This window comes from Kitasatospora sp. NPDC058965 (assembly GCF_042741245.1).
Taxonomy (GTDB): Bacteria; Actinomycetota; Actinomycetes; order Streptomycetales; family Streptomycetaceae; genus Kitasatospora.
Genome location: NZ_JBHYKG010000105.1, coordinates 1 through 26,066, shown reverse-complemented (window position 1 = coordinate 26,066; position 26,066 = coordinate 1). Strand labels below are relative to the sequence as shown.

The 26,066-nt window shown below is 74.2% G+C and carries 24 protein-coding genes; 15 read left to right on the top strand and 9 right to left on the bottom strand.

Annotated elements, in window-relative coordinates; genetic code table 11:
- Window positions 1–85 precede the first annotated feature (85 nt).
- Window positions 86–1,363 carry an ABC transporter substrate-binding protein gene (locus ACFW1A_RS19145; RefSeq protein ID WP_380410271.1) on the bottom strand — a complete coding sequence of 426 codons (1,278 nt, stop codon included), beginning with the start codon at window positions 1,361–1,363 and terminating at the stop codon, window positions 86–88.
- Between the two features lie 164 nt (window positions 1,364–1,527).
- On the opposite strand from ACFW1A_RS19145, the gene ACFW1A_RS19140 reads away from it, so the two are divergent.
- Both ACFW1A_RS19140 and purU read left to right on the top strand, forming a co-directional pair.
- Window positions 1,528–2,046, top strand: coding sequence for a hypothetical protein (locus ACFW1A_RS19140; protein WP_380410270.1), 519 nt, complete (start codon window positions 1,528–1,530; stop codon window positions 2,044–2,046).
- Between the two features lie 64 nt (window positions 2,047–2,110).
- Window positions 2,111–2,983, top strand: coding sequence for a formyltetrahydrofolate deformylase (gene purU / locus ACFW1A_RS19135; protein WP_380410269.1), 873 nt, complete (start codon window positions 2,111–2,113; stop codon window positions 2,981–2,983).
- Between the two features lie 37 nt (window positions 2,984–3,020).
- Here purU and ACFW1A_RS19130 read toward each other — a convergent pair whose 3' ends face one another.
- Both ACFW1A_RS19130 and ACFW1A_RS19125 read right to left on the bottom strand, forming a co-directional pair.
- Window positions 3,021–4,190 carry an anti-sigma factor family protein gene (locus ACFW1A_RS19130; RefSeq protein ID WP_380410268.1) on the bottom strand — a complete coding sequence of 390 codons (1,170 nt, stop codon included), beginning with the start codon at window positions 4,188–4,190 and terminating at the stop codon, window positions 3,021–3,023.
- Window positions 4,187–4,684, bottom strand: a complete 498-nt coding sequence (locus ACFW1A_RS19125) for an RNA polymerase sigma factor (protein ID WP_380410267.1) — start codon at window positions 4,682–4,684, stop codon at window positions 4,187–4,189. Before ACFW1A_RS19125 ends, ACFW1A_RS19130 begins: the two co-directional genes overlap by 4 nt.
- A 302-nt stretch (window positions 4,685–4,986) precedes the next feature.
- Between ACFW1A_RS19125 and ACFW1A_RS19120 the strand changes: the two genes are divergently transcribed.
- The gene (locus ACFW1A_RS19120; RefSeq protein WP_380410266.1) at window positions 4,987–5,445 is read left to right on the top strand and encodes an ATP-binding protein; all 459 of its coding nucleotides are present in this window, start codon (window positions 4,987–4,989) and stop codon (window positions 5,443–5,445) included.
- Window positions 5,446–5,741: 296 nt separating this feature from the next.
- On the opposite strand, the gene ACFW1A_RS19115 is transcribed toward ACFW1A_RS19120, so the two are convergent.
- Complete coding sequence (locus ACFW1A_RS19115) at window positions 5,742–6,725, bottom strand: GlxA family transcriptional regulator (protein WP_380410265.1); 984 nt, start codon at window positions 6,723–6,725, stop codon at window positions 5,742–5,744.
- A gap of 60 nt (window positions 6,726–6,785) precedes the next feature.
- Here ACFW1A_RS19115 and ACFW1A_RS19110 point away from each other — a divergent pair, with 60 nt between their 5' ends.
- The 5 genes from ACFW1A_RS19110 (at window position 6,786) to ACFW1A_RS19090 (ending at window position 11,392) form a co-directional block, all read left to right on the top strand.
- The gene (locus ACFW1A_RS19110) at window positions 6,786–8,132 is read left to right on the top strand and encodes an MFS transporter (RefSeq protein ID WP_380410264.1); all 1,347 of its coding nucleotides are present in this window, start codon (window positions 6,786–6,788) and stop codon (window positions 8,130–8,132) included.
- Complete coding sequence (locus ACFW1A_RS19105; RefSeq protein ID WP_380410263.1) at window positions 8,129–9,466, top strand: MFS transporter; 1,338 nt, start codon at window positions 8,129–8,131, stop codon at window positions 9,464–9,466. The genes ACFW1A_RS19110 and ACFW1A_RS19105 overlap by 4 nt, the downstream gene beginning before the upstream one ends.
- Window positions 9,427–9,969 (top strand): GNAT family N-acetyltransferase, encoded by a 543-nt coding sequence (locus ACFW1A_RS19100; RefSeq protein WP_380410262.1) that lies wholly within the window; start codon window positions 9,427–9,429, stop codon window positions 9,967–9,969. Before ACFW1A_RS19105 ends, ACFW1A_RS19100 begins: the two co-directional genes overlap by 40 nt.
- Before the next feature lie 110 nt (window positions 9,970–10,079).
- Window positions 10,080–10,406, top strand: coding sequence for a DUF4229 domain-containing protein (locus ACFW1A_RS19095; protein WP_380410261.1), 327 nt, complete (start codon window positions 10,080–10,082; stop codon window positions 10,404–10,406).
- On the top strand, window positions 10,403–11,392 hold the full coding sequence (locus tag ACFW1A_RS19090; RefSeq protein ID WP_380410260.1) for a LacI family DNA-binding transcriptional regulator: 990 nt from the start codon (window positions 10,403–10,405) through the stop codon (window positions 11,390–11,392). Before ACFW1A_RS19095 ends, ACFW1A_RS19090 begins: the two co-directional genes overlap by 4 nt.
- Window positions 11,393–11,449: 57 nt before the next feature.
- Here ACFW1A_RS19090 and ACFW1A_RS19085 read toward each other — a convergent pair whose 3' ends face one another.
- On the bottom strand, window positions 11,450–12,313 hold the full coding sequence (locus ACFW1A_RS19085; protein ID WP_380410259.1) for an alpha/beta fold hydrolase: 864 nt from the start codon (window positions 12,311–12,313) through the stop codon (window positions 11,450–11,452).
- A 147-nt stretch (window positions 12,314–12,460) separates the two neighbouring features.
- Between ACFW1A_RS19085 and ACFW1A_RS19080 the strand changes: the two genes are divergently transcribed.
- Both ACFW1A_RS19080 and ACFW1A_RS19075 read left to right on the top strand, forming a co-directional pair.
- Entirely contained in the window at window positions 12,461–13,021 is a 561-nt protein-coding gene (locus ACFW1A_RS19080) for a Uma2 family endonuclease (RefSeq protein ID WP_380410258.1), read from the top strand.
- 104 nt (window positions 13,022–13,125) lie between these two features.
- Window positions 13,126–16,365, top strand: a complete 3,240-nt coding sequence (locus ACFW1A_RS19075; RefSeq protein WP_380410257.1) for an SdrD B-like domain-containing protein — start codon at window positions 13,126–13,128, stop codon at window positions 16,363–16,365.
- Window positions 16,366–16,411: 46 nt separating this feature from the next.
- On the opposite strand, the gene ACFW1A_RS19070 is transcribed toward ACFW1A_RS19075, so the two are convergent.
- Window positions 16,412–17,620 carry an MFS transporter gene (locus ACFW1A_RS19070; protein ID WP_380410256.1) on the bottom strand — a complete coding sequence of 403 codons (1,209 nt, stop codon included), beginning with the start codon at window positions 17,618–17,620 and terminating at the stop codon, window positions 16,412–16,414.
- A gap of 448 nt (window positions 17,621–18,068) precedes the next feature.
- On the opposite strand from ACFW1A_RS19070, the gene ACFW1A_RS19065 reads away from it, so the two are divergent.
- Window positions 18,069–19,343, top strand: coding sequence for a dicarboxylate/amino acid:cation symporter (locus ACFW1A_RS19065; protein ID WP_380410255.1), 1,275 nt, complete (start codon window positions 18,069–18,071; stop codon window positions 19,341–19,343).
- A 20-nt stretch (window positions 19,344–19,363) separates the two neighbouring features.
- On the opposite strand, the gene ACFW1A_RS19060 is transcribed toward ACFW1A_RS19065, so the two are convergent.
- The 3 genes from ACFW1A_RS19060 to ACFW1A_RS19050 form a co-directional block, all read right to left on the bottom strand.
- Complete coding sequence (locus tag ACFW1A_RS19060; RefSeq protein ID WP_380410254.1) at window positions 19,364–19,915, bottom strand: dihydrofolate reductase family protein; 552 nt, start codon at window positions 19,913–19,915, stop codon at window positions 19,364–19,366.
- 98 nt (window positions 19,916–20,013) lie between these two features.
- Window positions 20,014–20,961 carry an RNA polymerase subunit sigma-70 gene (locus ACFW1A_RS19055; RefSeq protein WP_380410253.1) on the bottom strand — a complete coding sequence of 316 codons (948 nt, stop codon included), beginning with the start codon at window positions 20,959–20,961 and terminating at the stop codon, window positions 20,014–20,016.
- 164 nt (window positions 20,962–21,125) lie between these two features.
- Complete coding sequence (locus tag ACFW1A_RS19050; RefSeq protein WP_093718378.1) at window positions 21,126–21,329, bottom strand: cold-shock protein; 204 nt, start codon at window positions 21,327–21,329, stop codon at window positions 21,126–21,128.
- Between the two features lie 432 nt (window positions 21,330–21,761).
- On the opposite strand from ACFW1A_RS19050, the gene ACFW1A_RS19045 reads away from it, so the two are divergent.
- The 4 genes from ACFW1A_RS19045 to ACFW1A_RS19030 form a co-directional block, all read left to right on the top strand.
- The gene (locus tag ACFW1A_RS19045) at window positions 21,762–22,598 is read left to right on the top strand and encodes a menaquinone biosynthetic enzyme MqnA/MqnD family protein (protein WP_380410272.1); all 837 of its coding nucleotides are present in this window, start codon (window positions 21,762–21,764) and stop codon (window positions 22,596–22,598) included.
- 106 nt (window positions 22,599–22,704) lie between these two features.
- Complete coding sequence (locus ACFW1A_RS19040; RefSeq protein WP_380410252.1) at window positions 22,705–24,330, top strand: serine/threonine-protein kinase; 1,626 nt, start codon at window positions 22,705–22,707, stop codon at window positions 24,328–24,330.
- A 75-nt stretch (window positions 24,331–24,405) separates the two neighbouring features.
- On the top strand, window positions 24,406–25,626 hold the full coding sequence (mqnC, locus tag ACFW1A_RS19035) for a cyclic dehypoxanthinyl futalosine synthase (RefSeq protein WP_380410251.1): 1,221 nt from the start codon (window positions 24,406–24,408) through the stop codon (window positions 25,624–25,626).
- Window positions 25,626–26,066, top strand: a 441-nt coding sequence (locus ACFW1A_RS19030) for a hypothetical protein (protein ID WP_380410250.1), incomplete at its 3' end; no start/stop codon positions are given. The genes mqnC and ACFW1A_RS19030, both read left to right, overlap by 1 nt.

The window sequence follows — 26,066 nt, the reverse complement described above, 5'->3', positions numbered from 1 at the left end:
CCGGCCTCACCCTGCGCGGGGCGGGCACCGGCCCGGTCGGCGGCGGACCCGGCACGGCGAGGGGCGGGTCCGCGGCGCGGGTGGCTCAGGAGGCGGGCGGCTTGCCGCCGGTGAGCACCCAGCGGACGTCCACGAAGCCCGGCTGCTGCTCGACCAGGCGACCGCCCTGGACCTGCTGGAAGGTCACCGAGGTGTTCACCAGCCGCGGCGAGTCGGCGCTGGCCAGCATCGAGGTCAGCCCCCAGCTCAGCGGCGGGGTGGCGCCACCGGTGTCGAACCGGTCCCCGCTGTCCAGCAGCGTGCGCAGGCTCTGGGTGGTGACCTCCCCGGTGCCCAGCTGCTCGACCGCCTTCAGGAAGACCTGGTAGGCGACCCAGGTGGTCTGCACGCCCGGGTCCGAGTCGTCGATCGGCACCTCGCCGGCGCCCGACCCGCGCACCGTGTCGCGCAGCCCGTCCCAGACCTTCGAGCCCTCCGGCGGGAACCAGCCGGTCGCGTACGCCCCGCCCAGCGGGCCGGAGTCGCCGCCGGTGGAGTCGACCACCGACTGCTGGAAGCTGCCGATCACCGAGGCCAGCTTGGTGTTCTTGTGCGGCAGCCGGCGCAGCGCGTCCAGCAGGTTGAGCGTCGGCACCGGGCCGAGCGCGTCGGTCACGCAGTTGTTCGGCCGGTCGTCGCCGATCGCCGCCTTGGCCTGGGGGGTGTAGTCGGTGGACTTCTCCGGCGCCCGCACGTCCACCAGCTTGATCCCGGCGGGGTTGAGCGCCCCGGCCAGCGAGCCGAGCAGGGTGTCCCCGGCGGGGGTGTCCGGGCGGATCACCGCGACGGTGCGGCAGCCGGCCGCGACCAGCTGGCGGCCGCTGCCCGCGATCAGCGCGGGGGTGCCGCCGGCCACCGGGTAGGAGAGCGGGCTGGTGAACTCCGGGCCGGACAGGCCGTAGCCGCCGATGTACGGGATCCGGGCCGCCTCCAGCACCGGCATGAAGCTGTCGCCGAACTGGCTGTAGGAGCCGATCACCGCGACCGCGCCGGCCGACACGGCCTGGTGGGCGCAGTCGGCCGCGCCCTCGGCGGTGTTGTGCTCGTTGCAGGTGAGCACCTTGAGCTTGTGCCCGGCCGCGCCGCCCCGGGTGTTCAGCTGCTTGCCGATCGCGTCGGCCAGGGCGGTCATCCCGGGCCGGTCACTGGCTCCGGTGCCGGAGGGCGCGAAGGTCAGTACGGTGAGGTCGTTGCGGTCCGCGGCGGCCGCCGGACCGCCGCAGGCGGAGGTGGCGAGTAACGCGGGGACCAGGCCGAGGGTCGCGACCAGGGCCAGCAGACGGGGTCGGCCGGGGTGGAGCGGCACACGCGTGGCGTGGGTCATCTCTGTTGGTCCCTCCCAATTGTGCAGATTGGTCGGGCACCAAGACTCACCCCCGGTTCACTCCACGAGAGGGCGGTCAACGGAACGCTCGGCAAACCTGGGATGAACTCAGGATGCGGACGCGTGTAGAACGGCGTTGCTCGGGGCACGTACGATCGTTGGCCATGGTGTCCCTCGCAGAATCTTCGAACAGCTCGGCCGGAAACCCTTCTCGCCGGGGGCGCCGCTCCAGCACCATGGGCGGCATGCCGCTCAACGACCTGCCCTGGTGGCGCTGGCGCGCCCGGGTGCGCTCCGCCCTCCACATGCTCGCCGATCCCGCCTTCCAGCAGCACTACTGGGCCACCGGCCGGGACGGCTTCGGTGACGTGACCGACGCGGTCTACCGCCTGGTCGAGGACAGCTGGTTGGACCGCTGGTCGGCCGACAAGTACGTCGGCACCATGCTGCGCGACGCCACCGAGGCCGGCCTGGTCGACGCCGCGGTGCTGCGGGTGCTGCGGATCCTGCACGAGGTGGGCGCCGACGCCCCGGCCGCCGCCTACCTCGGCCACCCGGACTGGCCGGCCGCGGTGGACGCCGCCCGGGCCGCCCACGAACTGCTCAGCCGCAACGACGGCGAGGACCCGGACACCGCGCCGCGCTCGCTCGAGGTGCTGCGGATTCTGACCCGAATCGCCTGAGGCCCACCCGGCCCTGTGCGAGGCTGGGGCCACCAACACCGACCCCGACAGAGGGACCGCCATCGTGTCGCAGCAGAGCTCGGACGCACCGACCCAGTACGTCCTCACCCTGTCCTGCCCGGACAAGCAGGGAATCGTGCACGCGGTGTCCAGCTACCTGTTCATGACCGGGTGCAACATCATGGACAGCCAGCAGTTCGGCGACCGGGACAGCGGGCTGTTCTTCATGCGGGTGCACTTCTCGGCCGAGCACCCGGTGACGGTGGACGGCCTGCGGGCCTCCTTCGCGGCGATCGGCGCCTCGTTCGGCATGGAGTGGGCGCTGCACCCGGCCGAGGCGAAGATGCGGATCGTGCTGATGGTCAGCAAGTTCGGGCACTGCCTGAACGACCTGCTGTTCCGCGCCTCGATCGGCGCGCTGCCGGTGGAGATCGCCGCCGTGGTCTCCAACCACACCACCTTCGAGGAGCTCACCGGCTCCTACGGGATCCCCTTCGTGCACATCCCGGTCACCCGGGAGACCAAGGCCGACGCCGAGCGGCAGCTGCTGGAGCTGGTCGAGGCGCGCGGGGTCGAACTGGTGGTGCTGGCCCGCTACATGCAGGTGCTCTCGGACGACCTGTGCAAGGCGCTGGCCGGCCGGGTGATCAACATCCACCACTCGTTCCTGCCGAGCTTCAAGGGCGCCAAGCCGTACCACCAGGCGCACGCCCGCGGCGTGAAGCTGATCGGTGCCACCGCCCACTACGTCACCGCCGACCTGGACGAGGGCCCGATCATCGAGCAGGAGGTGGCCCGGGTGCAGCACGACGTGACCCCGGACCAGCTGGTCGCGCTCGGCCGGGACGTGGAGTGCCAGGCGCTGGCCCGCGCGGTCAAGTGGCACAGCGAGCACCGGGTGCTGCTGAACGGCACCCGGACCGTGGTCTTCGCCTGACGGGTCGTCGGGCGGCCCGACCGGCCGCCCGCCGGGCTCAGGGCCGGGAGAGCAGCGGCACCGCCGTGAGCAGCTCGCGGATCGCCGACCGGTCCCCGCTCTCGCCGACCGGGAGCCGGTCCGGATCCCGGTGGGCGGCCGCGAGCTGGCAGAACTCCACCCCGTCGAGCACCAGCTCGGCGACCGGTTCCAGGGCCCACCCGGCCGGCGGCCCGGGCGGGGCGGGCCCGTCCAGCGGGACCAGCCACTCCCCGGCGGCCGAGCCCTCGATCACCAGCCGCAGCATCCGGCCCGCCCGCGGCGCGGCGGCCGGCGCCGCTCCGGCGGCCTGCCGCAGCCCGGCCAGCGCGGCCGGCAGCATCCGGGCCGCCAGGTCGACCATCTGCCGCAGGTGCCCGGGCGAGGGCGGCGGGTAGGGGTAGTCCACCGCCCGGGCCACGTCCTCGCCGTGGACCCAGGTCTCGAAGGCCCGGTCCACGAAGGCGTCCCGCAGCGGCACCGCGGCGAAGCCGTAGTCCACGCTCCGCCCGCCCGCGCCGGGCTCCGCGGCCCGCAGCAGCGCCTGGGTCTGCCCGCGCCAGCGCCGCCGGACCTGCTGCGGTCCGGCGTCGGCCTGTTCCCGGATCAGCTGCTCGGTGCGGGCCAGCAGCCGGGTGAACGGCGCCCCGTCGTCGCGGTCCCGGACCGGTCCCCGGCCCTGCTGCGGCACCCGGCCCCGGTCGGGCACCGGGTCGGGCAGGCCCAGCGGTGCGGCCAGGAAGCCGTCCACCGCGGTCAGGTGGCACAGCACCTCGGCCGGGCCCAGCTGCAGCGTTCCGCCGTGCCAGGGCAGTTCGGCCAGCTCCCGCCACTCCTGCGGGCCCAGGTCGCGCAGCAGCGCGTCCAGCTTGGCGGTCTCGGCGGCGAACGGCGCGGCCCAGGACGGCAGCGGGTGCGCCGGGGCGCGGCGGGCCAGGCAGAAGTCCAGCACCTGCTGGCGCAGTCCGTCCGGCTGGTCCAGCGGGTCGGCGACGGTCAGCAGCTCGGCCGCCCGGCGCAGTCGGTCGGCCTCCTCGCCGCAGTCCCGGCACCCGGTCAGGTGGCGCTCCAGCTCGGCCGTCTCCTCGGGCCGGCAGGCGTGCAGCGCCCAGGCGCCGAGCAGACCGCGCAGCGCCTCGTGGCCGGCGCCGGCCGGGACCGCCGCGGGCGACTCCGGGGCGCCGGTCACCGGCCGAACTCCAGCTCGGTGGCGATCAGTTGCAGGCCCAGTCGGAGGCGGTGGCGGACCGCCTGCTCGCTGACGCCCAGTCGCCCCGCGGTCTCCTGGTAGGTGCGGCCGTCGTACCAGGTGGTCTCCAGGGTCTCCCGCAGTGCGGGCGGCAGTGCCGCCACCACGTACTGCACCTGGGCGGCGGCGGTGCGCCGGTCGATCTCCTCGGCGCCAAGGTCGGCCCGGCGCAGCCGCTCCACCGCCCGGCGGCGGGTCAGCTCGCCGGCCCAGGAGCGCAGCGAGCGCTCGGCGGGGTCGAACTCCTCCGGGTGCTCCCAGAGGTGGCCGAAGACCTCGCGGGTCAGCTGGGCGGCCGCGACCTCGTCGCCGAGGATCCGCCCGGCCAGGCCGTGCACCAGCGGCGCGAGCTGGTCGTAGAGCTCGCCCAGCGCGCTCTCCTCGCCGCGGGCCAGCCGCGACCGCATCTGCTGGTCCCAGTCCGGCGCGGTCATGGGGCCACGGTATAGCGCGTGAACGGGCCCGGGAGGGGAATTGTCGGAAGAACGCTGGTGGCCGCCGGGCCGCGTGCCCGCCGCGGGTGGACGCCGCTTCGGCGGTAGGTTTCGTCCCACGGTGCGAAGGTCGTTGCGAGGCTCGGCAGAGCGAGCGGGACAGTATGCGCCCGCGTGTCCCCCGATCGCTGGAATATGCCGGAAGCGCTTGTTGGCCCGGTCCTCGCGGATCATCCTGGGCCGTGTTCGTGCCGACGTGATGGACAGTCGAACCGGTAGCTCGTCATGCAGGTGGTGGAGCGGTGCAGGTGCTTCAGGTAGAGCTCGCGGTGACCGCCGACCCCGCCCAGGTCGGGCGGGCCCGGCAGTGGGTGCGCGCCCGGCTGCTCGCGGCGGGGGCCGATCCGCGGGCCGGCTACGCCGAGACGCTGGTCCTGGTGGTCTCCGAGCTGGTCACCAACGCGGTCGTGCACACCGGGCGGCCCGCGGTGCTGCGGCTGGCGGTGCCGGCCGGGCCGGGGCCGGTGCGGGTCGAGGTGGCGGACGCCAGCGGGGCGGCGCCGCAGCCCCGGCACGCGGCGGGCGACGCCACCAACGGGCGCGGCCTGGAGCTGGTCGAGCTGCTCTGCGACCGCTGGGGCTGGTGTCCGCAGGGCGCCGGGAAACTGGTCTGGTGCGAGGTCGAACGCGGCCCCGGGGAGCTGCTGCCGACCGCTGACGGTTCGTCGACGGCCGACCCCGAAGTGCTGGCCGCCCCTTGAGGCCGGGCCCCTGACTGTGTACGGACGGCCGAATTCCGCTAGTTCGGCGGCCGAAAGCCAGCGCAACCATTCCGACTTTCGGACAAACCATTGACGTGACGTATCCAGCTGATCACGCTTGGGTCAGCTCACCGTCGTGAGGGGACGTCAAGGCTGGCGCGGTCCGGGGGACCGCCGGTGTCGCACGGCACCGGCCGGTTGGGCCGTTCCTTGGCGAGTGCGGGGAGCCCGTGTGCGGGTCAGGGCCCGTACCGGCGGCTGTCCGGGCGGGGGTGCCCGGACGGCCGCCGTGGCCTTCAGCCCGCTGCCCGGAAGGTGCGGCGGTACGCGCTCGGCGGCAGGTCCAGGCGTCCGCGCAGCTGCTGGCGCAGCGAGGCCGCGGTGCCGAAGCCGGACTCCCGCGCCACCTGGTCGATGCTCAACTCGGTCCGCTCCAGCAGCTCCCGGGCCCGCTCGGTGCGCTGGGTGGTGAGCCACTGGCCGGGGCTGGCCCCGGTCTCCTCGCGGAACCGCCGGGTGAAGGTGCGCACGCTCATCCGGGCCCGCTCGGCCAGCTGCTGCAGCGTGAGCGGCTGGTCCAGGTGCTGCAGGGCCCACGCGCGCACCGGGCCGGTGGAGCCGCCCGGGTCCAGTGCGGCGGCCACCTGCAGCTCGGTGTACTGGCGCTGACCGCCCTCGCGCCACGGCGGGACCAGTGAGTAGCGGGCCACCCGGTTGGCCACCGCGCCGCCGTGGTCGCGCCGGATCAGGTGCAGGCACAGGTCCACCCCGGCGGCCACGCCGCCGGAGGTGAGCACGTCGCCGTCGTCCACGTAGAGCACGTCGGGGTCGACCTTGACCCGGGGGTAGCGCGCGGCGAAGTCCTCGGCGTGGTTCCAGTGCGTGGTGGCCGGGCGCCCGTCCAGCAGCCCGGCGGCGGCCAGCACGAAGGCGCCGGTGCAGATCGACACCAGCCGGGTGCCGGGCCGGATCCGGGCCAGCGCGGCGGCCATCGGCGCGGGCAGCCCGCCGGCCAGCCGCTCGTGCAGCCCGGTGGCGGCCGGGATCACCACGGTGTCCGCCCGGGCCAGCAGCTCCGGACCGTGCGTCACGCTGATGCTGAAGTCGCTGCTGGTGGGCACCGGCAGGCCGTCCACCGTGCAGGTGTCCACCCGGTACAGCCGCTCGCCGTCCGGTCCGGTCGCGCCGCCGAAGATCCGCGCCGGGATCCCCAACTCGAACGCGATCACCTGGTCCAGGGCCAGCACCGCGACCCGGTGCGGCGATTGAGTTGCGGTCATCTTCGTATTGTGACCCGAAAACGGTGGAAATCCACTAGTGGTCTATACCACGATGCCGCTGTGCACGATGCAAACCCCGCCCCGATCTGGTCCCGCTCGTTCCGGCTCTACTTCACCGCCCGCAGTTGCGGGCTGCTCGGCGACGCGATGCTGCCGGTGGCGGTGTCCGCCGGGCTGATCGGCTCCGGACACCCCCTCAGCACCGTCGGGTACGCGCTGGCCTGGTGGCTCGCGCCGTTCGCCGGCCTGATCCTGCTCGGCGGCGTGCTCGCCGACCGGTTCACCGCCCGGCGGATGATGATCGGGGCCGACCTGGCCAACCTGGTCACCCGGATCCTGCTGGCGGTGCTCTTCTTCCACGGCGTCCGGCACACCGGGCAGCTGTACGCCCTGCTCGCGGTGGCCGGCGCGGCCGGGGCGATGTTCCAGCCCGGCGCGGCCAGCACCGTGCCGCTGGTGGCCCGTGACGTGCAGGGGGCCAACGGGGTGCTGCGCACCGCGGAGGCGGTCACCGCGCTGGGCGGGCCGGCGCTGGCCGGGGCGCTGGTCGGGGCGGGGTCGACGGGGTGGGTGATGGTGATCGCCGCCGTCACCTTCGGGGTGAGCGCGCTCTGCCTGCTCTCCCTGCGGCTCGGCCCGGTGCCCGCGCCGCCGCCGGGGGACAGCCTGTGGCGCAACCTGGTGGCCGGCTGGCGCGAGTTCCGCTCCCGGCGCTGGATGTGGGGCGTGATCCTGATCTGGATGGTCTACAGCGTGCTGGGCTACGGGCCGCTGATCCCGCTGGCCGCCGGCGTGCTGGTGCCGGCCCACGGCTCGGCGGTGTACGGGCTGTTGAGCGCGGTGTACGGGGTGGGCACGGTGGTCGGCGGGGTGGTCGCGATCCGGTTCAAGCCGCACCGGCCGCTGGCCGCCGGGAGCCTGGCGATGCTGGCCGCGCCGCTCTACCCGCTGGGGGTGGCGCTGCACCTGCCGGTGCCGGCGCTGGTGGGCTGCCTGCTGGTGGCCGGGGCCGGGTACACCTTCTGGGGCGTCATGTGGGCCACCAGCGTGCAGACCCAGGTGCCGGGCGAGGTGCTGAACCGGATCCACGCCTACGAGGTGGCGGGCTCGGTCTGCATGGTGCCGCTCGGCTCGGCGCTGGCCGGTCCCGCGGCGGGCGCGTACGGGGCCTCGGCGGTGCTGCTGTTCGGGGCCGTGGTCACGGTCGGCGTGGTGGTGGCGCTGCTCGCGACGCCGTCGATCCGGGGGCTGCGCCGGGTGCCGGACCGCGGGGCGGCCGAGGGGGCCGGCCCGATCGCCGCCGGCCCGGGCAGTGCCGGCCCGAGCGCTGCTGGCCCGATCCTTGCGAAAGGTGGCTATCAGGCCACTCGTGAGGCGGCGGCCGTCCCGTCAGACTCGTCCGCGTGACCGAAACCACCCGGACCCCCGCCGCTGCCGCCACTCCTCCCCACCACCCCCGGGCCAGGCTGCACTACGCCTGGGTGGTGGCCGCCGTCTCGCTGCTGGTGCTGGTCGGCTCGGCCGGCTTCCGGTCCGCGCCCGGCCTGATGATGACCGCCTGGAACAGCCAGTTCGGCTGGTCGCACGGGATCATCGGGGTGGCCGTCTCGGTCAACCTGGTCCTGTACGGCCTGACCGCGCCGTTCGCCGCCGCGCTGATGGACCGGTTCGGCGTCCGCACGGTCACCGTGGCCGCGCTGCTGACCATCTCGGTCGGCTCCGGGCTGACCGTCCTGATGACGCAGCCCTGGCAGCTGATCCTCTGCTGGGGGTTCCTGGTGGGCCTGGGCAGCGGCTCGATGGCCGGCGCCTTCGCCACCACGATCACCGGGCGCTGGTTCCGGGCCCGCCAGGGGCTGGTCACCGGCGTGCTCACCGCGGCCGGCGCGGCGGGCAACCTGATCTTCCTCCCGGTGCTCTCCTGGCTGGTCCAGGGCGCGGGCTGGAAGGTCGCGGTGATGGTGGTCTCGCTCTGCGCCACCGCCGTCTCGGTCCCGGTGCTGCTCTTCATGCGCGAGCGGCCGGCCGACCTCGGGCTGCTGCCGTACGGCGCCGGGCCCGGGGACGTGCTGCCGCCGGCGACCAGCGGCCGCGCGGTCTCGCGGACCCTGCGGGTGCTCCGGGACGCCTCCCGGACCCCGGCCTTCTGGCTGCTGGCCGGCTCCTTCGCGATCTGCGGGGCCACCACGGTCGGCCTGGTCGGCACCCACTTCATCCCCGCCGCGCACGACCACGGGATGCCGGAGACCACCGCGGCCTCGCTGCTCGCGCTGGTCGGCCTGTTCGACGTGGTCGGCACGGTGGCCAGCGGCTGGCTGACCGACCGGGCCGACCCGGTCAAGCTGCTGGTCACGTACTACGGCCTGCGCGGCCTCTCGTTGCTGCTGCTCCCGCACCTGTTCGCCTCCGACGTGAAGCCGCCGGTGCTGGCCTTCGTGATCTTCTACGGGCTGGACTGGGTGGCCACCGTGCCGCCGACCATCGCGATCTGCCGGCGCCACTTCGGGGCCGACGCGCCGATCGTGTTCGGCTGGGTGCTGGCCTTCCACCAGATCGGCGGCTCGCTGGCCGCGACCGGGGCCGGGGTGCTGCGCGACCGGTACGGCAACTACGACCTGGCCTGGTACGTCGCGGGCGGGCTCTGCGCGCTGGCGGTGCTGGCCTGCCTGGCGCTGCGCGGCCGCTCAGTAGGATCGGCGCCATGGCCGACCCCCTTGTCTTCAGCCTCGATCCGGAGCTGACCCCGCAGCTGCGCGCGCAGATCATCACCCTGTGGACCGAGGTGTCCAACGCCGGCGGGGCGGTCGGCTTCGTCCCGCCGGTCACCGAGGACCGGGTCCGGCCGACCGCCGAGAAGCAGTTCAACGGCGTCGGCACGCCCGGCGACCCGGACGCGGACCGGCTGCTGATCGCCCGGGCCGGGGCGGACGGACCGCTGGTCGCGGTGCTCTTCTTCGAGAGCATGCGGTTCGACCTGATGGCGCACTGGCGGCTGCTCAAGCGGGTCATGGTCGACCCCGCGCAGCAGGGCCGGGGGTACGGCGCGGCGCTACTGGCCGAGGCCGAGCGGATCGCCCGGGGGTGGGGGCTGGCCGGGCTGCGGCTGACCTCGCGGGGCGGGACGGGGCTGGAGAAGTTCTACACCCGGTGCGGCTACACCGAGGTGGGCCGGGTGCCGGGCGCGATCCGGGTCGCCCCGGGGGACGACCGGGACGACATCACCTTCTGGCGGGCCCTGGACTGAGCGCCTCCCGGCGGGGCGGGCCGGGCCCGCGCCGGGCCCTGCAAGATCGCCGGGTCGGGCATGCTTACATGGAAGGCCCGCTCCGTACCCGTCAAGAAGGAAGCCGCCCCGTGAGCAGCAAGTCGCACGCCACGCTCCGTTACACCTCGCTCCGGGCCACCATCTTCCTCGTCTGCCTGCTGGTCTTCACGCTGCTCGGGCACTTCCAGGTGATCCCGGTGGTCGGCGCCACCGGCTTCGTCTTCCTGGTGCTGCTGGCCGGCCTGGTCTCGGCGCCGATCAGCTACGTGCTGCTGAGCAAGCAGCGTGACGAGATGTCCCAGCAGATCGTCGGCAAGGTCTCCTCGATCAAGGTCCGCACCCGGCAGCGGATCGCGGAGCAGAACGCCGAGGAGGACGCGGCCGACGACGCCGCCCGCGCCAGCGCCCAGCAGTGACCTCGCGCCGCCCCACCGGGCGGGACGTGGCCGCGCTGGCCGGCGTCTCGCAGGCCACCGTCTCGTTGGTCTTCTCCGGGGGAGAGGCCGGCCACCGGGTCTCCGCCGCCACCCGGGAGCGGGTGCTGGAGGCCGCCCGCGGCCTGGGCTACCGCCCGCAGGCGGCCGGGCGGCAGCTCCGGTTGGGGCGCAGCGGGATGGCTATGCTGGCCGTGCCCAACCTGCAGGGACCCTTCTTCGGCCGGGTGTTGGAGGGCGTGCACGAGGAGGCCGCCCGACACGGGCTGGACGTGGTGGTCTCCAGCGGCTGGAGCGCGGCGACGCTGGCCGAGGCGGCCACCAGCAGCCGGTTCGACGGGCTGCTGATCTGCTCGCCGGACGACAGCCAGCTCGGCGCCCTGCCGCCCGGCACCCCGGTGGTCTTCCTGGACGCGGACCCGGCGGCCGCCGGCGGCGCACCGACCGTCGAGTTCGACCTGGCGGGCGGGATGGCCTCCGCGGTCGCGCACCTCACCGGGCTCGGGCACCGGCGACTGGGCCGGTTGCGCTCCACCCACAGCGCCCACACCTTCCGGGTCCGGCAGGCCGCGTTCGAGGAGGCGGCGGCGGGGTTGGAAGTGCTGGAGTACGGGGTCTCGCTGAACGAGGGCCAGGCCGCCGCCCGGACCGCCGCGCTCGCGCTGCTGTCCCGGCCGGACCGTCCGCACGCCGTGGTCTGCGACGACGACGTGGTCGCCTCCGGGCTCTACCAGGCCGCCGCCGACCTGGGGCTGTCCGTTCCCGGCGACGTGTCGGTGGTCGGCATCGACAACATCTCCGTCGCCACGATGCTCACACCCCCGCTCACCACCCTCGACCTCCCGGGCGAGCAGCTCGGGCGCACCGGGATCGCCACGCTGGCGGCGGTGCTGGCGCGGACGGAGGTGGCGGCGGTGGCCCCGTTGCCGACCTCGCTGGTGGTGCGGGCGTCCACGCGGGGGGTGTAGGGGGCGCGCCCTCGCTGCCCTCGTGTCTCGGGGCCCGGTCCTGCCGCCGGCGCGGGATCACCCCGCCAGGAACTCCACCACCCGCCCCCTGAACCACTGCGCGTCGTCCAGCCAGGGCAGGTGCGCCGCGCCCTCCTGCACCGCCAGCTCGGACTGCGGGAACAGCGCCGCGAACTCCGCTGCGATCGCCGGGGTGGTGGCCCAGTCCAGGGCGCCCGCCAGGACCAGGACCGGGGCGGCGAGGGTGCCCAGGGCGGCCCGGACGGCTGCCGGGTCGACGGCGTCCTCGGCGTGGAAGGCGTCCTCGGCCTGCGGGTTCGACCAGTCGTCGCCGGCGGCGTAGTGGGCCCGGGCCGCCTCGTCCCAGCGGCCGTAGGAGAAGGGGGCGATGGCGTCCCAGTCCGCCTCGCTCTCCTCGTCGGCCTCGATGCGCTCGAAGGCGGCGATGGCGGCCGGGAACCAGGGCTCGGCCGCGCGCAGGTGGGCGGCCGGGCGCCGGGTCGCGCCGTTGCGCTTGATGCCCACCGCGTAGGTGCTCGGCGCGATCAGGGCCATCCGCCCGACCCGCTCCGGATGCGCGGCCGTGTACAGGACCGCCACCACCGCCCCGGCGGAGTGCGCCAGCAGGTCCAGCCGCTCGAACCCCAGGTGCGCGCGCAGCGCCTCGACGTCGGCCACCTGCCGGTCGCACCGGTACGTCGCCGGATCCGCCGGCGTCTCGGAGGCCCCCGTGCCGCGCGGCTCCAGGACGATCAGCCGGCGCCCGGTACCCGGCCCGCCGAGCCCGCCCAGGTCGCCGAGGTACGCCGAGTCGGCCATCGGCCCACCGGGCAGCACCACCAGCGGGTCGCCGGAGCCGAGCTCCCGGTAGGCGAGGCGGGTGCCGTCGTAGGAGTCGTAGGAGCGGAAGGAGGCAGACATGAGCCGGATCCTGACAGTGCGCCAGATCGCGGGCAATCGAATTACCGGTGGCGGGCGCGCACGGCCGGCGCGTCGCCCGTCCGGGTGAGAGCGGAGCCGTGACGGGCCTGCGGGGGCTACGGTGGCGGAGGATCCGAGGAGGAAGCCGTGGCCACACCCGACCGTGCGCGCAGCTACGAGATCGAGGACCAGGAAGCCGCGCTGAAGTTCGCCATCCGGCAGATCAGGGGTGACCGGGTGCAGATCATCGAGGGGGTGATCGAGCAGATGTCGCCCAGCTGGGCCCACGAGTCCGCCGCGGACGTGATCCGCGAGCAGCTCGGTCGACGGGTCCGAGAACTCGACTGCCGGATGGGCTCCGGAGACCTGGACCTCCCCGGCAGCAGCAACTGGTACATCCCCGACATCGCCGTCGTCCCCCGCGCGCTGGCGAAGGAGGCCGGCGCCCTGCTGCCGGACCAGACGCTGCTCGTGGTCGAGGTGACGTCCGACTCCAACGGGGACACCGACCGCGTGGTCAAGCGCCGCCGCTACGCCGAGTACGGGGCTCCGCTCTACCTCCTGGTGGACCGCCAGGAGCGCGCCTGCACCCTGTTCTCGGAACCGGGCCCGCTCGGCTACACCCTGGCGGCGGGGCCGTACCCCTTCGGCACTCCGGTCGCGCTGCCCGAGCCGTTCGGGCTGGAGCTGCGGACCGAGGAGTTCTGAGCCGGATCCGGCGGGGGCGCCGCCGTGCGCCATCCGACTGAATTGTCGTCACCCCGCTCCGTGCCGCCCGGACCATCTCCACCCGGTCCGATGAACTGCTCGGTATGCGTACTCCCTTTCGGACCGGGCGGGTCGTCTCGGTACTGGCTCTCCTGGCGGGCTCGCTGCTCGGCAGCGGGGTCCTCGCGTCGCCGGCCCAGGCCGCCATCTCGTTCACCAAGACCGTGGACAAGGCCACCGCGGCCCCCGGGGAGAACGTCACCTACACGCTCAACTACACCTGCTCGACCACCGAGTGCGCCAACGGGGTGATCACCGACACGCTCCCGGCCGGGATGGAGTTCGTGGGCTGGACGCCCGACGCCTCCACCGTGGACGTGGCCGGCTCGACCGTCCCGGCGCAGGGGGCGATGGGCGGGACGATGCGCATCAAGCTGCTCAGTCCGCTCAGCCCCGGCACCACCGCGACCATCACCGTGGTCCTCAAGTTCCCCAACTTCACCACCGCCAACGGCGCCAAGGCCACCAACTCGGCCACCCTGAGCGCGACCGGCGAGACCCCGGTGACCGCGACCGCCGACACCACGGCCCGGGTGGCCCCGAAGTACAAGGTGACCAAGGGCATCGGCACCAGCAGCGGCGACGGACGGACCGTCACCTACCAGTTCAGCGCCTGCTCCACGGCCGGCGTGCCCAACGTGGACCTGGACACCAGCCGGCTGCTGGACACCCTGCCGGCCGGCGCCGTGGTGGACACCGGCCGCTCGCCGGGGTGGTCCCGGGTGGCGCCCGGGCCGAACACCTGGGGCTACGACATCGGCGAGTTCCGGGCCGGCAACGGGCAGGCGGGCTGCCGCAACCCGGGACAGCTGGTGGTCTACTACCCGGAGGCGGACTTCCCCAACGGGACCACCTCCACCAACACCGTCGACCTGTACGGCGACCCGCTCGGCACCGACCCCGAGACCGAGCTGGACACCGCCGGCGCCACCACCGGACAGTTCCAGCCGCCGACCTCCGGCGTGGTGGTGACCGCCAGCAAGGTGTGGGGCTCGACCGTCGCCTCCGGCGACCTGAACAGCTTCAGCCTGGCCGCCACCAACACGGCGGGCCCGGCCACCAGCTTGACCATGACCGACCCGGGCGCCGGCACCACCCCGGCCGGCCTGTACAACTGGCTCTACCCGCAGTCGCTGCAGTTCCAGCCGTGGAACCCGACGAGCATCCTGCTCACCCTGCAGTACCGGCTCAACGGCGACCCGGGCTGGCAGACCTTCACCCCGGGCAGCCCGCTCAACGGCTCCGACAACCGCCGGATCACCTTCGTCGAGGGGGCCGGTGACCCGGCGAACGACGAGCTCGGCATCCCGGCCGGGCGCTGGCTGGACGGGCTGAGGTTCACCTGGAACGGCCCGATCCCGACCGGCTGGAGCCCGGGCACCGGGGTCCAGTTGGTCACCCAGGTGGTCGCCCCGGGCCACGACGGCTCGGTCGCGCCCGACCCGCTGACCAACTGCCTGGACACCGCCGCCACCGACGGCACCAACAGCTCCGCCGCCAACGCCTGCGCGAGCACCACGGTGACCGCCGGCACCAACCTGGGCGCCGCCAAGGCCACCACGGCCGGGCAGGTGCTGGCCCCCGGCGGCACCGCCACGTTCCAGGTGGTCCCGTACAACCGCACCGGCCGGGCGCTGGACCGTCCGCTGGTGCTGTACGACGTGCTGCCGGCGGGCCTGGTCTACAAGGACGGCTCGGCCCGCCCGGACCCGGCCTACCCGGGCCTGCCGGCCCCGCAGTCGGTGACCGTGAGCCCCGGCCCGAACGGCCGTCAGGTGGTGAAGATGGTCTGGCCGGCCGGCGCGCCGGACATGACCTACCTGCACGACAACCTGGCCTACCGGATGCTCTTCGACGCGGTGGTGGCCGGCAGCGTCCGGGCCGGCACGCTGACCAACGACGTGTACGTCACCGCCGACCTGCCCACCGCGCCGGTCACCTGCTTCTACAACGGCACCGACTCCGGCGTGCCGGACACGCTGGACCTGAACGGCAACGGCGACACCACCGAGACGGTCTGCCCGGCCTCCTCCACCGTCCAGGTGCAGGTGCCGAGCGTGCTGCGCTCCTACAAGGAGGTCAAGGGCGACCAGGACGCCGACTACGGGTCGATGGGCACCGCCTCGCCGGGCGGGCAGCTGTCCTACCGGATGACGGTGCGCAACGACTCGCCGGACCCGGTCACCGACTTCCTCGCCTACGACCGGCTGCCCGCGCCCGGCGACGCCTACGTGCTGCACCCCGACGCGCCGCGCGGCAGTGCCTGGGCCCCGTCGCTCAGCCGGCCGATCACCAGCAGCGACCCGACCGTGGTGATCGAGTACAGCACCGCGGCCAACCCGTGCGTGGACCCGAAGGTGGTCCCGCGGGCCGCCGACCCCGGCTGCGACCCGAACGCCACCTGGTCCACCGGCTTCCCCGGTCCGGGGCTGGCCACCTGGTTCCGGGTCGGCCGGCCCGGCACCCTGGCCTCCGGTGCCAGCTTCACCCTCAGCTGGCCGATGGTGGCCTCGGTGGACGCGCCGGACGGCCAGTACGCCTGGAACAGCTTCGCCTACACCGCCACCGACGCCAACGGCCAGCAGCTGTTGCCCGCCGAGCCGGCCAAGGTGGGCGTGGCGGTGAAGGAGAACCGGCCGTCGAACAACGCGCTGGGCGACCTCGTCTGGCAGGACGTCAACGGCGACGGGATCCAGCAGCCGGGCGAACCGGGCATCGGCGGGGTCCGGGTGGCCCTGCTGGACGGCAACGGCCAGCCGGTGCGCGACAAGAACGGCACCCCGGTGACCACGGTGACCGGCCCGGACGGCCACTACCTCTTCGACCGGCTGCCGGACGGCAGCTACGCGGTCCGGTTCGACCTGGCGACGCTGCCCGACGGCGGCACGGTGACCGAGCAGCACGCGGGCACCGACCCGGCACTGGACTCGGACGCGGACCCGGCCACCGGGCTCACCCCGACGGTGAGCCTGGCCGGCGGACAGCGGGACCTGACGGTGGACATGGGCGTGGTCCTGCCCGCGCCGCCGAGCCCGAGCCCCACGCCCACGCCGACTCCGACCCCGAGCCCCACGCCGACGGCGACCCCCACGGCGCCCCCCACCGAGTGGCCCTCACCGACCGCTAGCCGCACCGGTGGGAGCCCCACGGCCACTGGTAGTCCGCTGCCGCCCACGGGCAGCGACGCACCGGTCGGGCTGCTCGCCGTGACCGCCGGCATCCTGGCCCTGGGTGGCCTGGTGCTCTGCGCGGTGGCCTTCCGCCGGCCCGGACGGCACGGCTGACGGCACGGCTGACGGCCGGTGACCGGCAGGGCTGACCGGCCGGCAGTCAAACAGCGACCAGTGGCGCCGCCGCCCGCGGCGCCACCGGCGCGTCCAGCCGCCGCCGGGCGACCAGCAGCAGCAGGCCGCCGAGGGTGATCCCGCCCACCGCGCACCAGGCCACCGCCGCCAGCGAGTTCGCCACCAGCGAGCCGGAGACGGCGTAGCCGAGCGCGTTGCCGGTGGCGAACAGGGTGACCAGCCAGGCGAAGGCCTCGGTCACCGTGCCGGTCGGGGCCAGCTCGGCCACCAGGACGAAGGCGGCGGCCAGCAGCGGGGCCAGGCCCAGCCCGGAGACGAAGGCCAGCACCGCCATCGGGGCCGGGCCGGGCAGCGCGACCAGCGGCAGGTAGCAGCAGGCCATCACCAGGGCCAGCGCCCAGGTGCGGGTACCGGTGGAGCTGCGCAGCCGGAGCGCGCCGTAGCCGAGGGCGCCGAGCAGGCCGGCCAGTGCGGCCAGCGCGAGCAGCAGCCCGGCGCCACCGGGCAGGGCGTGCGGGTGGCGCTCGGCGTAGGCGATGAAGAGCACGTTCTGCGCGCCGACCGTCCAGCCCGCGCCGGCCAGGCCGATCAGCAGCAGCACCAGGCCGGGGGAGCGCAGCGGGCCCAGCAGGCCGGCGCCGTGCGCGCGCGGCGGTGCCTGCCAACGGCGGGCCGGGGCGGTGCCGGCCACCACCAGGGCGCCGAGCAGGCCGAGGCCGGCGGCGGTCCAGAGCGCCGTGGTGGGGCCGGCGGTACCGGCGATGCCGGCCACCGCGAGCGGGCCGGCCACGTAGAGGATCTGCTGCGAGGCGGAGTCGAAGGCGTAGGCGGTGTCCAGCTGATCGGCCGTCACCACGTCCGGCCAGAGCGCGCGCAGGCACGGCTCCAGCGGCGGCATCGCGGCGCCCGCGACGGCGGCCCCGGCGATCGCGGCCACCGCGCTGCCCGGGTCGAGCGCCAGCAGTGCGTAGCCGAGGCCGGCCAGTACGGCCGAGCAGACCAGCACCCGGGGCTGGCCGGTGCGGTCCACGATCCGCCCCAGCACCGGGCCGCCGATCGCCGCGGCCAGCGCGTAGGCGGCGGTGGCCAGCCCGATCCTGCTGTACGGCGCCCCGGCCCCGCGCAGCGCCAGGGCGATCACCAGGGCGGTCATGCCCGCGGGCAACCGCCCGAGCAGGGTGCCGGTCAGCAGCCGGGTGACGTGCGGGGCGCGGAGCAGGGCGAGGTAGCCCACGGAGGGTCTCCCGGGGGGTCGGACGTGCGGTGGGGCGGGGTCGTGCGGTCGTGCAGGGCGTCCAGCTCGGGCAGGGCGTGCAGGATCGCGCCGATCAGGAAGTTATACGTATAACCTTACCGCGGTCAAACCCGCACCGCGTCGTTCGTGTCCGCATCTCAAACTTCTACTTTGAACATCTCAAATCTTTGGTGGTAGCTTGTCGGCCATGACCACCCCAGGCGCACTCCGGCAGCAGGACATGAGCGGCCCGCTCATGCCGTGCGCCGTCCCGTGCCCGGGTGCGTCGGTGGACTGCCGCAGCCGCTCGTGTCGCGTTCCGAGCTGTAGCTAGGCGGCGTACCGCCCGTCCCGGCCCCCAGGGCCCGGGGCCCTGCCGTTCCGCGTGCGCCGCCGTGCCTCCGCCTCCCCCTGCCGCTGTCCTCCCGACCGACGGAGTCGCACCCCCATGTCCACCCCCGCGCTCACCCGCCTGCGCCGCACCCCGTTCTGGGTGCAGATCGTCGCCGGCCTGGTGCTCGGCGTCCTGCTCGGCCTCATCGCCCGCCAGTACGACGTCTCCTGGCTCACCACCACGCTGGACACCATCGGCAAGACCTTCGTCCAGCTGCTCAAGCTGGCGGTGCCGCCGCTCGTCTTCAGCGCGATCGTGGTCTCCATCGCCAACCTGCGCAACGTCACCAACGCCGCCCGGCTGGCCGTGCGCACCCTGCTCTGGTTCCTGGCCACCGGCCTGATCTCGGTCACCATCGGCCTGACGATCGGTCTGCTGACCAACCCCGGCCGGGGCAGTCACCTCTCCACCAGCGGGCTCAAGGCGCCGGCCGACTCCGGCTCCTGGGTCGACTTCCTGACCGGCATCGTGCCGACCAACATCGCCGACGCCTTCCTCAAGGTGAACGTCCTGCAGATCGTCTTCCTCGCGGTGGTCGCCGGTGCCGCGCTGCTCAAGGTCGGCGAGAGGGCCGCGCCGGTGCTCAAGCTCAACGAGGCGCTGCTGGAGCTGGTGCAGACCGCGCTCTGGTGGGTGATCCGGCTGGCCCCGCTCGGCACCCTGGGCCTGATCGGCAAGTCGGTGGCCAAGTACGGCTGGGACCTGCTGCGCCCGATGGCCACCTTCACCGCGGACGTGTACGTCGGCTGCGCGCTGGTGCTCTTCGTCGTCTACTCGCTGCTGCTGCGCCTGGCCGGCGGCCTCAACCCGGTCCGCTTCTTCCAGGGCGCCTGGCCGGCCATCCAGTTGGCCTTCGTCTCCCGCTCCTCGGTGGGCACCCTGCCGGTGACCCGCCGGGTCACCGAGCGGCTCGGCGTGCCGAGCGAGTACGCGAGCTTCGCCGTCCCGTTCGGCGCGACCACCAAGATGGACGGCTGCGCGGCGATCTACCCCTCGATCGCGGCGATCTTCGTGGCCCAGGTCTACGGCATCCACCTGGGCATCGGCGACTACCTGCTGATCGCCTTCGTCTCGGTGATCGGCTCGGCCGCCACCGCCGGGCTGACCGGCGCGATCGTGATGCTCACCCTGACCCTGTCCACCCTGGGCCTGCCGCTGGAGGGCGTCGGCCTGCTGCTGGCCATCGACCCGATCCTGGACATGATGCGCACCGCGACCAACGTGGCTGGCCAGGTCGTGGTCCCGCTGCTGGTCTCGGCCCGGGAGAAGACGCTCGACCGGACCAAGTACGACAACCCGACCGGCGAGCTGTACGAGACCGTCGCCTGAGCCCCGCGCGCGGCGTGCCGTCAGCGGCCGTGGCGGGTGTAGAGCGAGTGCCCGATCGGCGCGGACTCCAACAGGGTCAGCTCCTGGTACGGGCCCTCGACCGGGAAGAGCCGCTCACCGGTGCCCAGCACGGTGGGCAGGGTGATCAGGCGGTACTCGTCCACCAGGTCGGCGGCGGCGAGGTCGCGGACCAGGGGCAGGCTGCCCATCACCACGACGTCGCGGGTCTCCCGCTTCACCGCCTCGACCGGGTCGCCGGTCAGCAGGCGGGAGTTGGCCCACTGCGGCACCTCGGTCAGGGTGCGCGAGGCGACCACCTTGCGGGCCCCGTTCATCACGTCCGCGAACGCGCCCTCCCGGTTCGGCCAGAGTCCGGCGAACCCCTGCCAGGTGCCGCGCCCGAACAGCAGCAGGCCCCGCTCCAGCACCGGGGCGATCCCGAAGGCGTCCCCGGCCAGCTCCGCACCCCGCCCGTACCGGAAGAGCCAGCCGCCGCGCGCCGAGCCCGCGGCCCCGGTCGGGTCGGAGACGACCCCGTCCAGCGACATGTACTGAATGACGATCACACTCATGGTCCGGCCCTCCGGTCCGTTCCGGCGGTGCGCCCTGCTGCGCGCCGCCACTGGTACGTACCGGCGGGCCCGGCCGGACTCATCGCGCCGGGCGGACATCATTCGCCGGGCGGCTCCTCGGGCAGCTCGAAGGACTCCAGCACCCGCGGCTCGGTGTAGACGGTGGTGTGCGTGACCAGGCCGCCGACCACGGTGAACAGCTGCACGCTGTGCAGCCGGTGGCCGCCGCCGGGCTGCGGGGCCCAGGCGACCAGCGCCGGCTGGCCGTTGGCCCGGTCCACCCGGGCCCGCCAGCGGCCCTCGCGCATCCGGAACACCCGCGCCATGAACCGGCCGTAGTCCGCCGCGCCGCGCAGCCAGAGCTCCAGCGGCGGCATCTCCAGCACCGCGTCGGCGGCCAGCAGCCGGACCAGCTCGGGTACGTCGGCCGCCTCGAAGGCGCGCAGGTAGCGCTGCACCGCGGCGCGCACCTCGGGGTCGTCCGGTTCGCGGTACTGCTCGGCGGCGCCGTCCAGTGCGCGCACCGTGCGGCGGGCCCGCTGCAGCGTGCTGTTCACCGCCGCCACGCTGGTCCCCAACTGCTCGGCCACCTCGGCGGCGGAGAACTCCAGCACCTCGCGCAGCACCAGCACGGCCCGCTGCCGGGCGGGCAGCGCCTGCACCGCGGCCGTCCAGGCCAGCCGCAGGTCGGCCCGGGCCGCCAGGTCGAACCGGCGGTCGGGGAACGGCTCCAGCCAGGGCACCTCGGGGGAGGGGGTGAGCGGTGCCCCGGGGTCGTCACCGGGGGCGCCGAGTCCGCTCGGCAGCGGGCGCCGGGCCCGGCCGGCCAGCGCGGTCAGGCAGACGTTGGTGGTGATCCGGTAGAGCCAGGTGCGCACCGAGGCGCGCTGCGGGTCGTAGCCGTCGCGCGCTTTCCAGGCCCGCAGCAGGGCGTCCTGGACCAGGTCCTCGGCCTCGTGGAAGGAGCCGGTCATCCGGTAGCAGTAGGTCAGCAGCTCGGTGCGGTACGGCGCGAAGTCCACCCGGGCATTGTGCCGCGGCGGCACCGACGGTGCGTCAGACCGGCGGGCAAACGGCAGGGGGCCCGACAGGCGGGCCCCCTTGGTACTGCGAGTCATGCTCCTGCGGCCCACGGGCGGGCCGTCCGGGACCCGCGCACGCGGGCGGGTCCTGAGCGATCAGTGATCAGAGAATGATCATCAGAGAATGATCAGAGGGCGGTGACGTTCTCCGCCTGCGGGCCCTTCGGACCCTGGGTGACGTCGAAGCTGACCGCCTGGTTCTCCTCCAGCGAACGGAAGCCGTTCGCGTTGATGGCGGAGTAGTGGACGAAGACGTCGGGGCCGCCGCCCTCCTGGGCGATGAAGCCGAAGCCCTTCTCAGCGTTGAACCACTTGACGGTTCCCGTGGCCATGCCGTTCTCCTTGCGAGGGACGTGGTGGATGCCACACCGTGTGGCGTCCGGTCCGCTGCGCTGATCGCCCCGCCCTCCGAACTGATGGGCCCGGAGTTTTTCGCACAATGCTGCAATGCAGAAAAACTACAAAAAGCCCGCGGTTACATGCTCCGCAGGCTTCAAGTACTGCAAGGGGAATCAAACTGCAACTGGAGGGAACGGTAGCACGGAGCCGCGGGCTCGACCAGGGGTGTCTCGTGGTGCCGAGGGGGTGTGTCGGGGCCGTGTCGCACGGGGGTCCTGCCGGGTGATCCGGGGCGCAGGCATACGCTGCGAGGACCGGATCGACGGGCAAGGGAGCACGCGGTGGCTGATCTGCTGGAACAAGCCGACAACACGGGCGAGGCGGGTGCCTCGGCGGCCCCGGGCGCACGCGGCCCGCGTCCGCGGGTGGGTCACATCCAGTTCCTCAACTGCGTTCCGCTGTACTGGGGGCTGGCCCGCACCGGCAGCCTGCTCGATCTGGACCTGACCAAGGACACCCCGGAGAAGCTGAGCGACCTGCTGGTGGAGGGCGCGCTCGATCTCGGGCCGATCACCTGCGTGGAGTATCTGCGGCACGCGGACGAACTGGTGGTCCTTCCGGATATCGCGGTCGGAAGTGACGGGCCGGTGATGTCCTGTGTGATTGTCAGTAAAGTCCCGTTGGCCGAACTCGACGGCCGGCCGGTCGCGCTCGGCTCCACCAGTCGCACCTCGGTCCGGCTGGCCCAGCTGCTGCTGGAGGAGCGCGAGGGGGTGCACCCGGAGTACTTCAGCTGCCCGCCCGACCTGGACGCGATGCTGGCCCGGGCGGACGCCGCGGTGCTGATCGGCGACCCGGCGCTGAAGGCCACCCTGGAGGCCGGCACCCACGCCGAGTACACCGTGCACGACCTCGGACAGATGTGGAAGGACTGGACCGGCCTGCCGTTCGTCTTCGCGGTCTGGGCGGCCCGGCGGGAGTTCGTCGAGCGGCGGCCCGAGCTGGCGGCGGCGGTGCACCGGGCCTTCCTGGAGTCGCGCGACCTCTCGCTGCTGGAGGCCGACAAGGTGGCCGCCCAGGCCGCCCGTTGGGAGGAGTTCGACGCCGGGGTGCTGGAGACCTACTTCAGCCAGGCGCTGGACTTCTCGCTCGGCGAGCGCCAGCTGGCCGGTATCGCCGAGTTCGCCCGCCGGGTGGCCCACGACAGCGGCTTCGCCCCCGACGTGACGGTCAGCCTGCTGGTGGACAGCCGGATCGCCTGACCCGCCTGACCCGCCGGATCGCCTGATCGCCTGACCCGCCGCCCCCGCCACCCGGTACGGTCGTCCCGGTCCGCGCGGCGGGCCGGGACGAGGCGGAGGCGGAGCGATGGAGCAGCTGGCGGCGGACGACCCGCGGCAGGTCGGCGCGTACCGGCTGCTGCGCCGGCTCGGTGCGGGCGGCATGGGCCGGGTCTACCTGGGCCGCTCCGCGGGCGGGCGCACGGTCGCGGTCAAGGTGGTGCGGCCCGAGCTGGCCGACGACGCCGAGTTCCGCGCCCGGTTCCGCCAGGAGGTGGCCTCCGCCCGCCGGGTCGGCGGCCGCTGGACCGCGCCGGTGCTGGACGCCGACACCGAGGGCGCGACCCCGTGGGTGGCCACCGGTTACGTGGCCGGTCCCGCGCTGGGCGCCGCCGTGCAGCAGTACGGCGCCCTGCCCGAGGAGGCGGTGCGGGTGCTCGGCATCGGCCTGGCCGGCGCGCTGACCGCACTGCACGCACTGGGCCTGGTGCACCGCGACGTGAAGCCCTCCAACGTGCTGCTCGCGCTGGACGGGCCGCGGCTGATCGACTTCGGCATCGCCCGGGCGCTGGACGGCGCCGGGCTCACCCAGTCCGGGCTCGTGGTCGGCTCGCCCGGCTACATGTCGCCCGAGCAGGCGCACGGCGAGCCGGCCGGCCCGGCCAGCGACGTCTTCTCGCTGGCCGCCGTACTGGCCTACGCGGCCACCGGGACCGCGCCGTTCGGCGAGGGGATCAGCGCGGCGGTGCTGCTCTACCGGGTGATCCACGAGGAGCCGGACCTGGCCGGGCTGCCGGCCGGGGAGCTGCGCGAGCTGCTCACCGCCGCGCTCGCCAAGCGGCCCGGGGACCGGCCCACCCCGCAGGAGTTCGGACGGCGGCTGGCCGAGCAGGGGCCGGCGGGGGCGGCCGCGACGGTCAGGCTCGGCCGGGGCGGCTGGCTGCCGCCGGTGCTGGCGGAGGCGGTCGGCCGGCAGGCGGTGGAGCTGCTGGAGCTGGAGGGCGAGGCCGTCGACGCGGCGCCGACGCCCGCCGCGGAGCCGGCCCGGCCCGCGCCCGTGGCCCGGCGGCGGCGCTCTGCGCTGCTGCTGGCCGCCGCGGTGCTGCTGCTCGGCGGGGGCGGCGCGCTGCTGGCCGTGCACCCGTGGCACGGCACCCCCGGGGACACGGCGACCGACGGGCCGTCGGCCGGCGACACCGCGGGCGACACCGGCTCCCCGGCGGCCGCCGACCCGACGCCCGCCGCCGACCCGCCGTCGGCCGGCGCCTCCGACGCGTCGTCAGACGGTCCCGCCGGCACCCCCGGCACCCCCGCCGCGCCGCCGGACCCCGGTCCGAGCAGTCCCGACGCGGTGCCGGCCGGCTTCCTCGGCACCTGGTCGGGGACGGACTCCACCTCCACCCTCGGCCAGCTGATCGGTGAGACCACCACCGTCACCGTCCGCCCGGCCGCGCTCGGCGCGGAGAACGCCACCAGCGTCAACGGCGCCAGCGGCGGCCTGCTCACCGTGGTCTGCCGGGGCGCCTGGAAGCTCACCTCGGCCACCGGGACCAAGCTGGTCTTCACCTCCCGGCTGGTGCACGCCAGCCCGGCCGGGGCCTGCTCCGGCGGCGCCGCCGAGCAGTTGGAGCTGCAGCCGGACGGCACGCTGAAGTACACCTCGCTGGACGCGGCGGCCGGGTACCCCACGGCGACTCTGCACAAGGTCGGCTGACCCCCTGGCGTAGGCTGGCTCGGTCGTACTCCTCGGAGTCGCACGTCGTAGCCCTCGGAAGAAAGTAGGCCGCAGGTGACCGAGCTCGCCGCGCCCCCCGCCGCGCCCAGCACCGACCTGCAGGCCGTCCTCGACCGGGCCGCGGCCGGTGGCCGGATCAGCCCGGAGGAGGCGCTGGAGCTCTACCGCTCGGCGCCGCTGCACGCGCTGGGCGCCGCAGCCGACGCGGTGCGCCGCCGCCGCTACGCCGGCACCGAGCACATCGCGACGTACATCATCGAGCGCAACATCAACTACACCAACGTCTGTGTGACGGCGTGCAAGTTCTGCGCCTTCTACGTGCCGCCGAAGAGCGCCAAGGGCTGGTCCCGCGACCTGGACGAGATCCTGCGCCGCTGCGCCGAGACGGTCGAGCTCGGCGGCACCCAGATCATGTTCCAGGGCGGCCACCACCCGGACTACGGCGTGGAGTACTACGAGGAGCACTTCTCCGCGATCAAGCAGGCCTTCCCGCAGCTGGTGATCCACTCGCTGGGCGCCTCCGAGGTCGAGCACATGTCGCGGATCTCCGGCGTCTCCGTCGAGGAGGCGATCACCCGGATCCACGCGGCCGGCCTGGACTCCTTCGCCGGCGCCGGCGCCGAACTGCTGCCGGAGCGCCCGCGCAAGGCGATCGCCCCGCTCAAGGAGTCCGGCGAGCGCTGGCTGGAGATCATGGAGACCGCGCACCGGCTGGGCGTCGAGTCCACCTCCACCATGCTGATGGGCACCGGCGAGACCAACGCCGAGCGGATCGAGCACCTGCGGATGATCCGCGACGTGCAGGACCGCACCGGCGGCTTCCGCGCCTTCATCCCGTACACGTACCAGCCGCAGAACAACCACCTCAAGGGCTCCACCCAGGCCACCGTCTTCGAGTACCTGCGGATCATCGCCGTCGCGCGGCTGTTCCTGGACAACGTGGCGCACATCCAGGGCTCCTGGCTGACCACCGGCAAGGAGGCCGGCCAGCTCTCGCTGCACTACGGCGCGGACGACCTGGGCTCGGTGATGCTGGAGGAGAACGTGGTCTCGGCCGCAGGGGCGAAGCACCGCTCCAACCTGACCGAGCTGATCCACCTGATCCGCACCGCCGGGCGCACCCCCGCCCAGCGCTCCACCACCTACCAGCACCTGCGGGTGCTGGACGACCCGGCCAACGACCCGGTCGACCCGCGGGTGGCCTCGCACATCGCCTCGACCGCGATCGAGGGGGGCACCGCGCACCCCGAGCTGAAGATCCTGAACAACGGCTGATGCTGACCCTGCACCGGGCTTCGACGGGCCCGGCGGTGCTGGTCCAGGACGACCGGATCGCCGGGCTCGGCCCGTTCGAGGAGCTGGCCGCCGCGCACCCCGGGGCCCGGGTGCGGGACTGGGGCGGGGCGCGCCTGACGGCGGGTCGCCTGGCGGCGGACGGCGCGCGGCTGCTGGAGCGGTGCTACCACCCGGACCCGCGCGAGGAGCTGGGGACCGAGCCGCTGCCGCTGCCCGCCGACCTGGCCGAGGGCCGGTACGGCGGTCTGGGCGGCAGTGCCCGGCGCGGGGTGCAGCGCCTGCTGGCCGCGGGCACCACGGCGCTGGTCGGGCCGTTCGGCGAGCCCGCGGTGCTGGTCGCGGTGCGGCGCTCGGGGCTGCCGGTGGTCGCCGCGGGGTCCGCGGAGCCCGGGCGGGTGGTCGGCGGGCGGGCGGAATTA

Bases quoted from the DNA above. Each gene is read 5' to 3' on its own strand.
- ACFW1A_RS19145 (WP_380410271.1), bottom strand. From the start codon at position 1,363: ATGACCCACGCCACGCGTGTGCCGCTCCACCCCGGCCGACCCCGTCTG.
- ACFW1A_RS19140 (WP_380410270.1), top strand. From the start codon at position 1,528: ATGGTGTCCCTCGCAGAATCTTCGAACAGCTCGGCCGGAAACCCTTCT.
- ACFW1A_RS19125 (WP_380410267.1), bottom strand. From the start codon at position 4,684: ATGACCGCGCCGGACTGGGACCAGCAGATGCGGTCGCGGCTGGCCCGC.
- ACFW1A_RS19115 (WP_380410265.1), bottom strand. From the start codon at position 6,725: ATGACCGCAACTCAATCGCCGCACCGGGTCGCGGTGCTGGCCCTGGAC.
- ACFW1A_RS19100 (WP_380410262.1), top strand. From the start codon at position 9,427: ATGGCCGACCCCCTTGTCTTCAGCCTCGATCCGGAGCTGACCCCGCAG.
- ACFW1A_RS19085 (WP_380410259.1), bottom strand. From the start codon at position 12,313: ATGTCTGCCTCCTTCCGCTCCTACGACTCCTACGACGGCACCCGCCTC.
- ACFW1A_RS19075 (WP_380410257.1), top strand. From the start codon at position 13,126: ATGCGTACTCCCTTTCGGACCGGGCGGGTCGTCTCGGTACTGGCTCTC.
- ACFW1A_RS19065 (WP_380410255.1), top strand. From the start codon at position 18,069: ATGTCCACCCCCGCGCTCACCCGCCTGCGCCGCACCCCGTTCTGGGTG.
- ACFW1A_RS19060 (WP_380410254.1), bottom strand. From the start codon at position 19,915: ATGAGTGTGATCGTCATTCAGTACATGTCGCTGGACGGGGTCGTCTCC.
- ACFW1A_RS19050 (WP_093718378.1), bottom strand. From the start codon at position 21,329: ATGGCCACGGGAACCGTCAAGTGGTTCAACGCTGAGAAGGGCTTCGGC.
- ACFW1A_RS19040 (WP_380410252.1), top strand. From the start codon at position 22,705: ATGGAGCAGCTGGCGGCGGACGACCCGCGGCAGGTCGGCGCGTACCGG.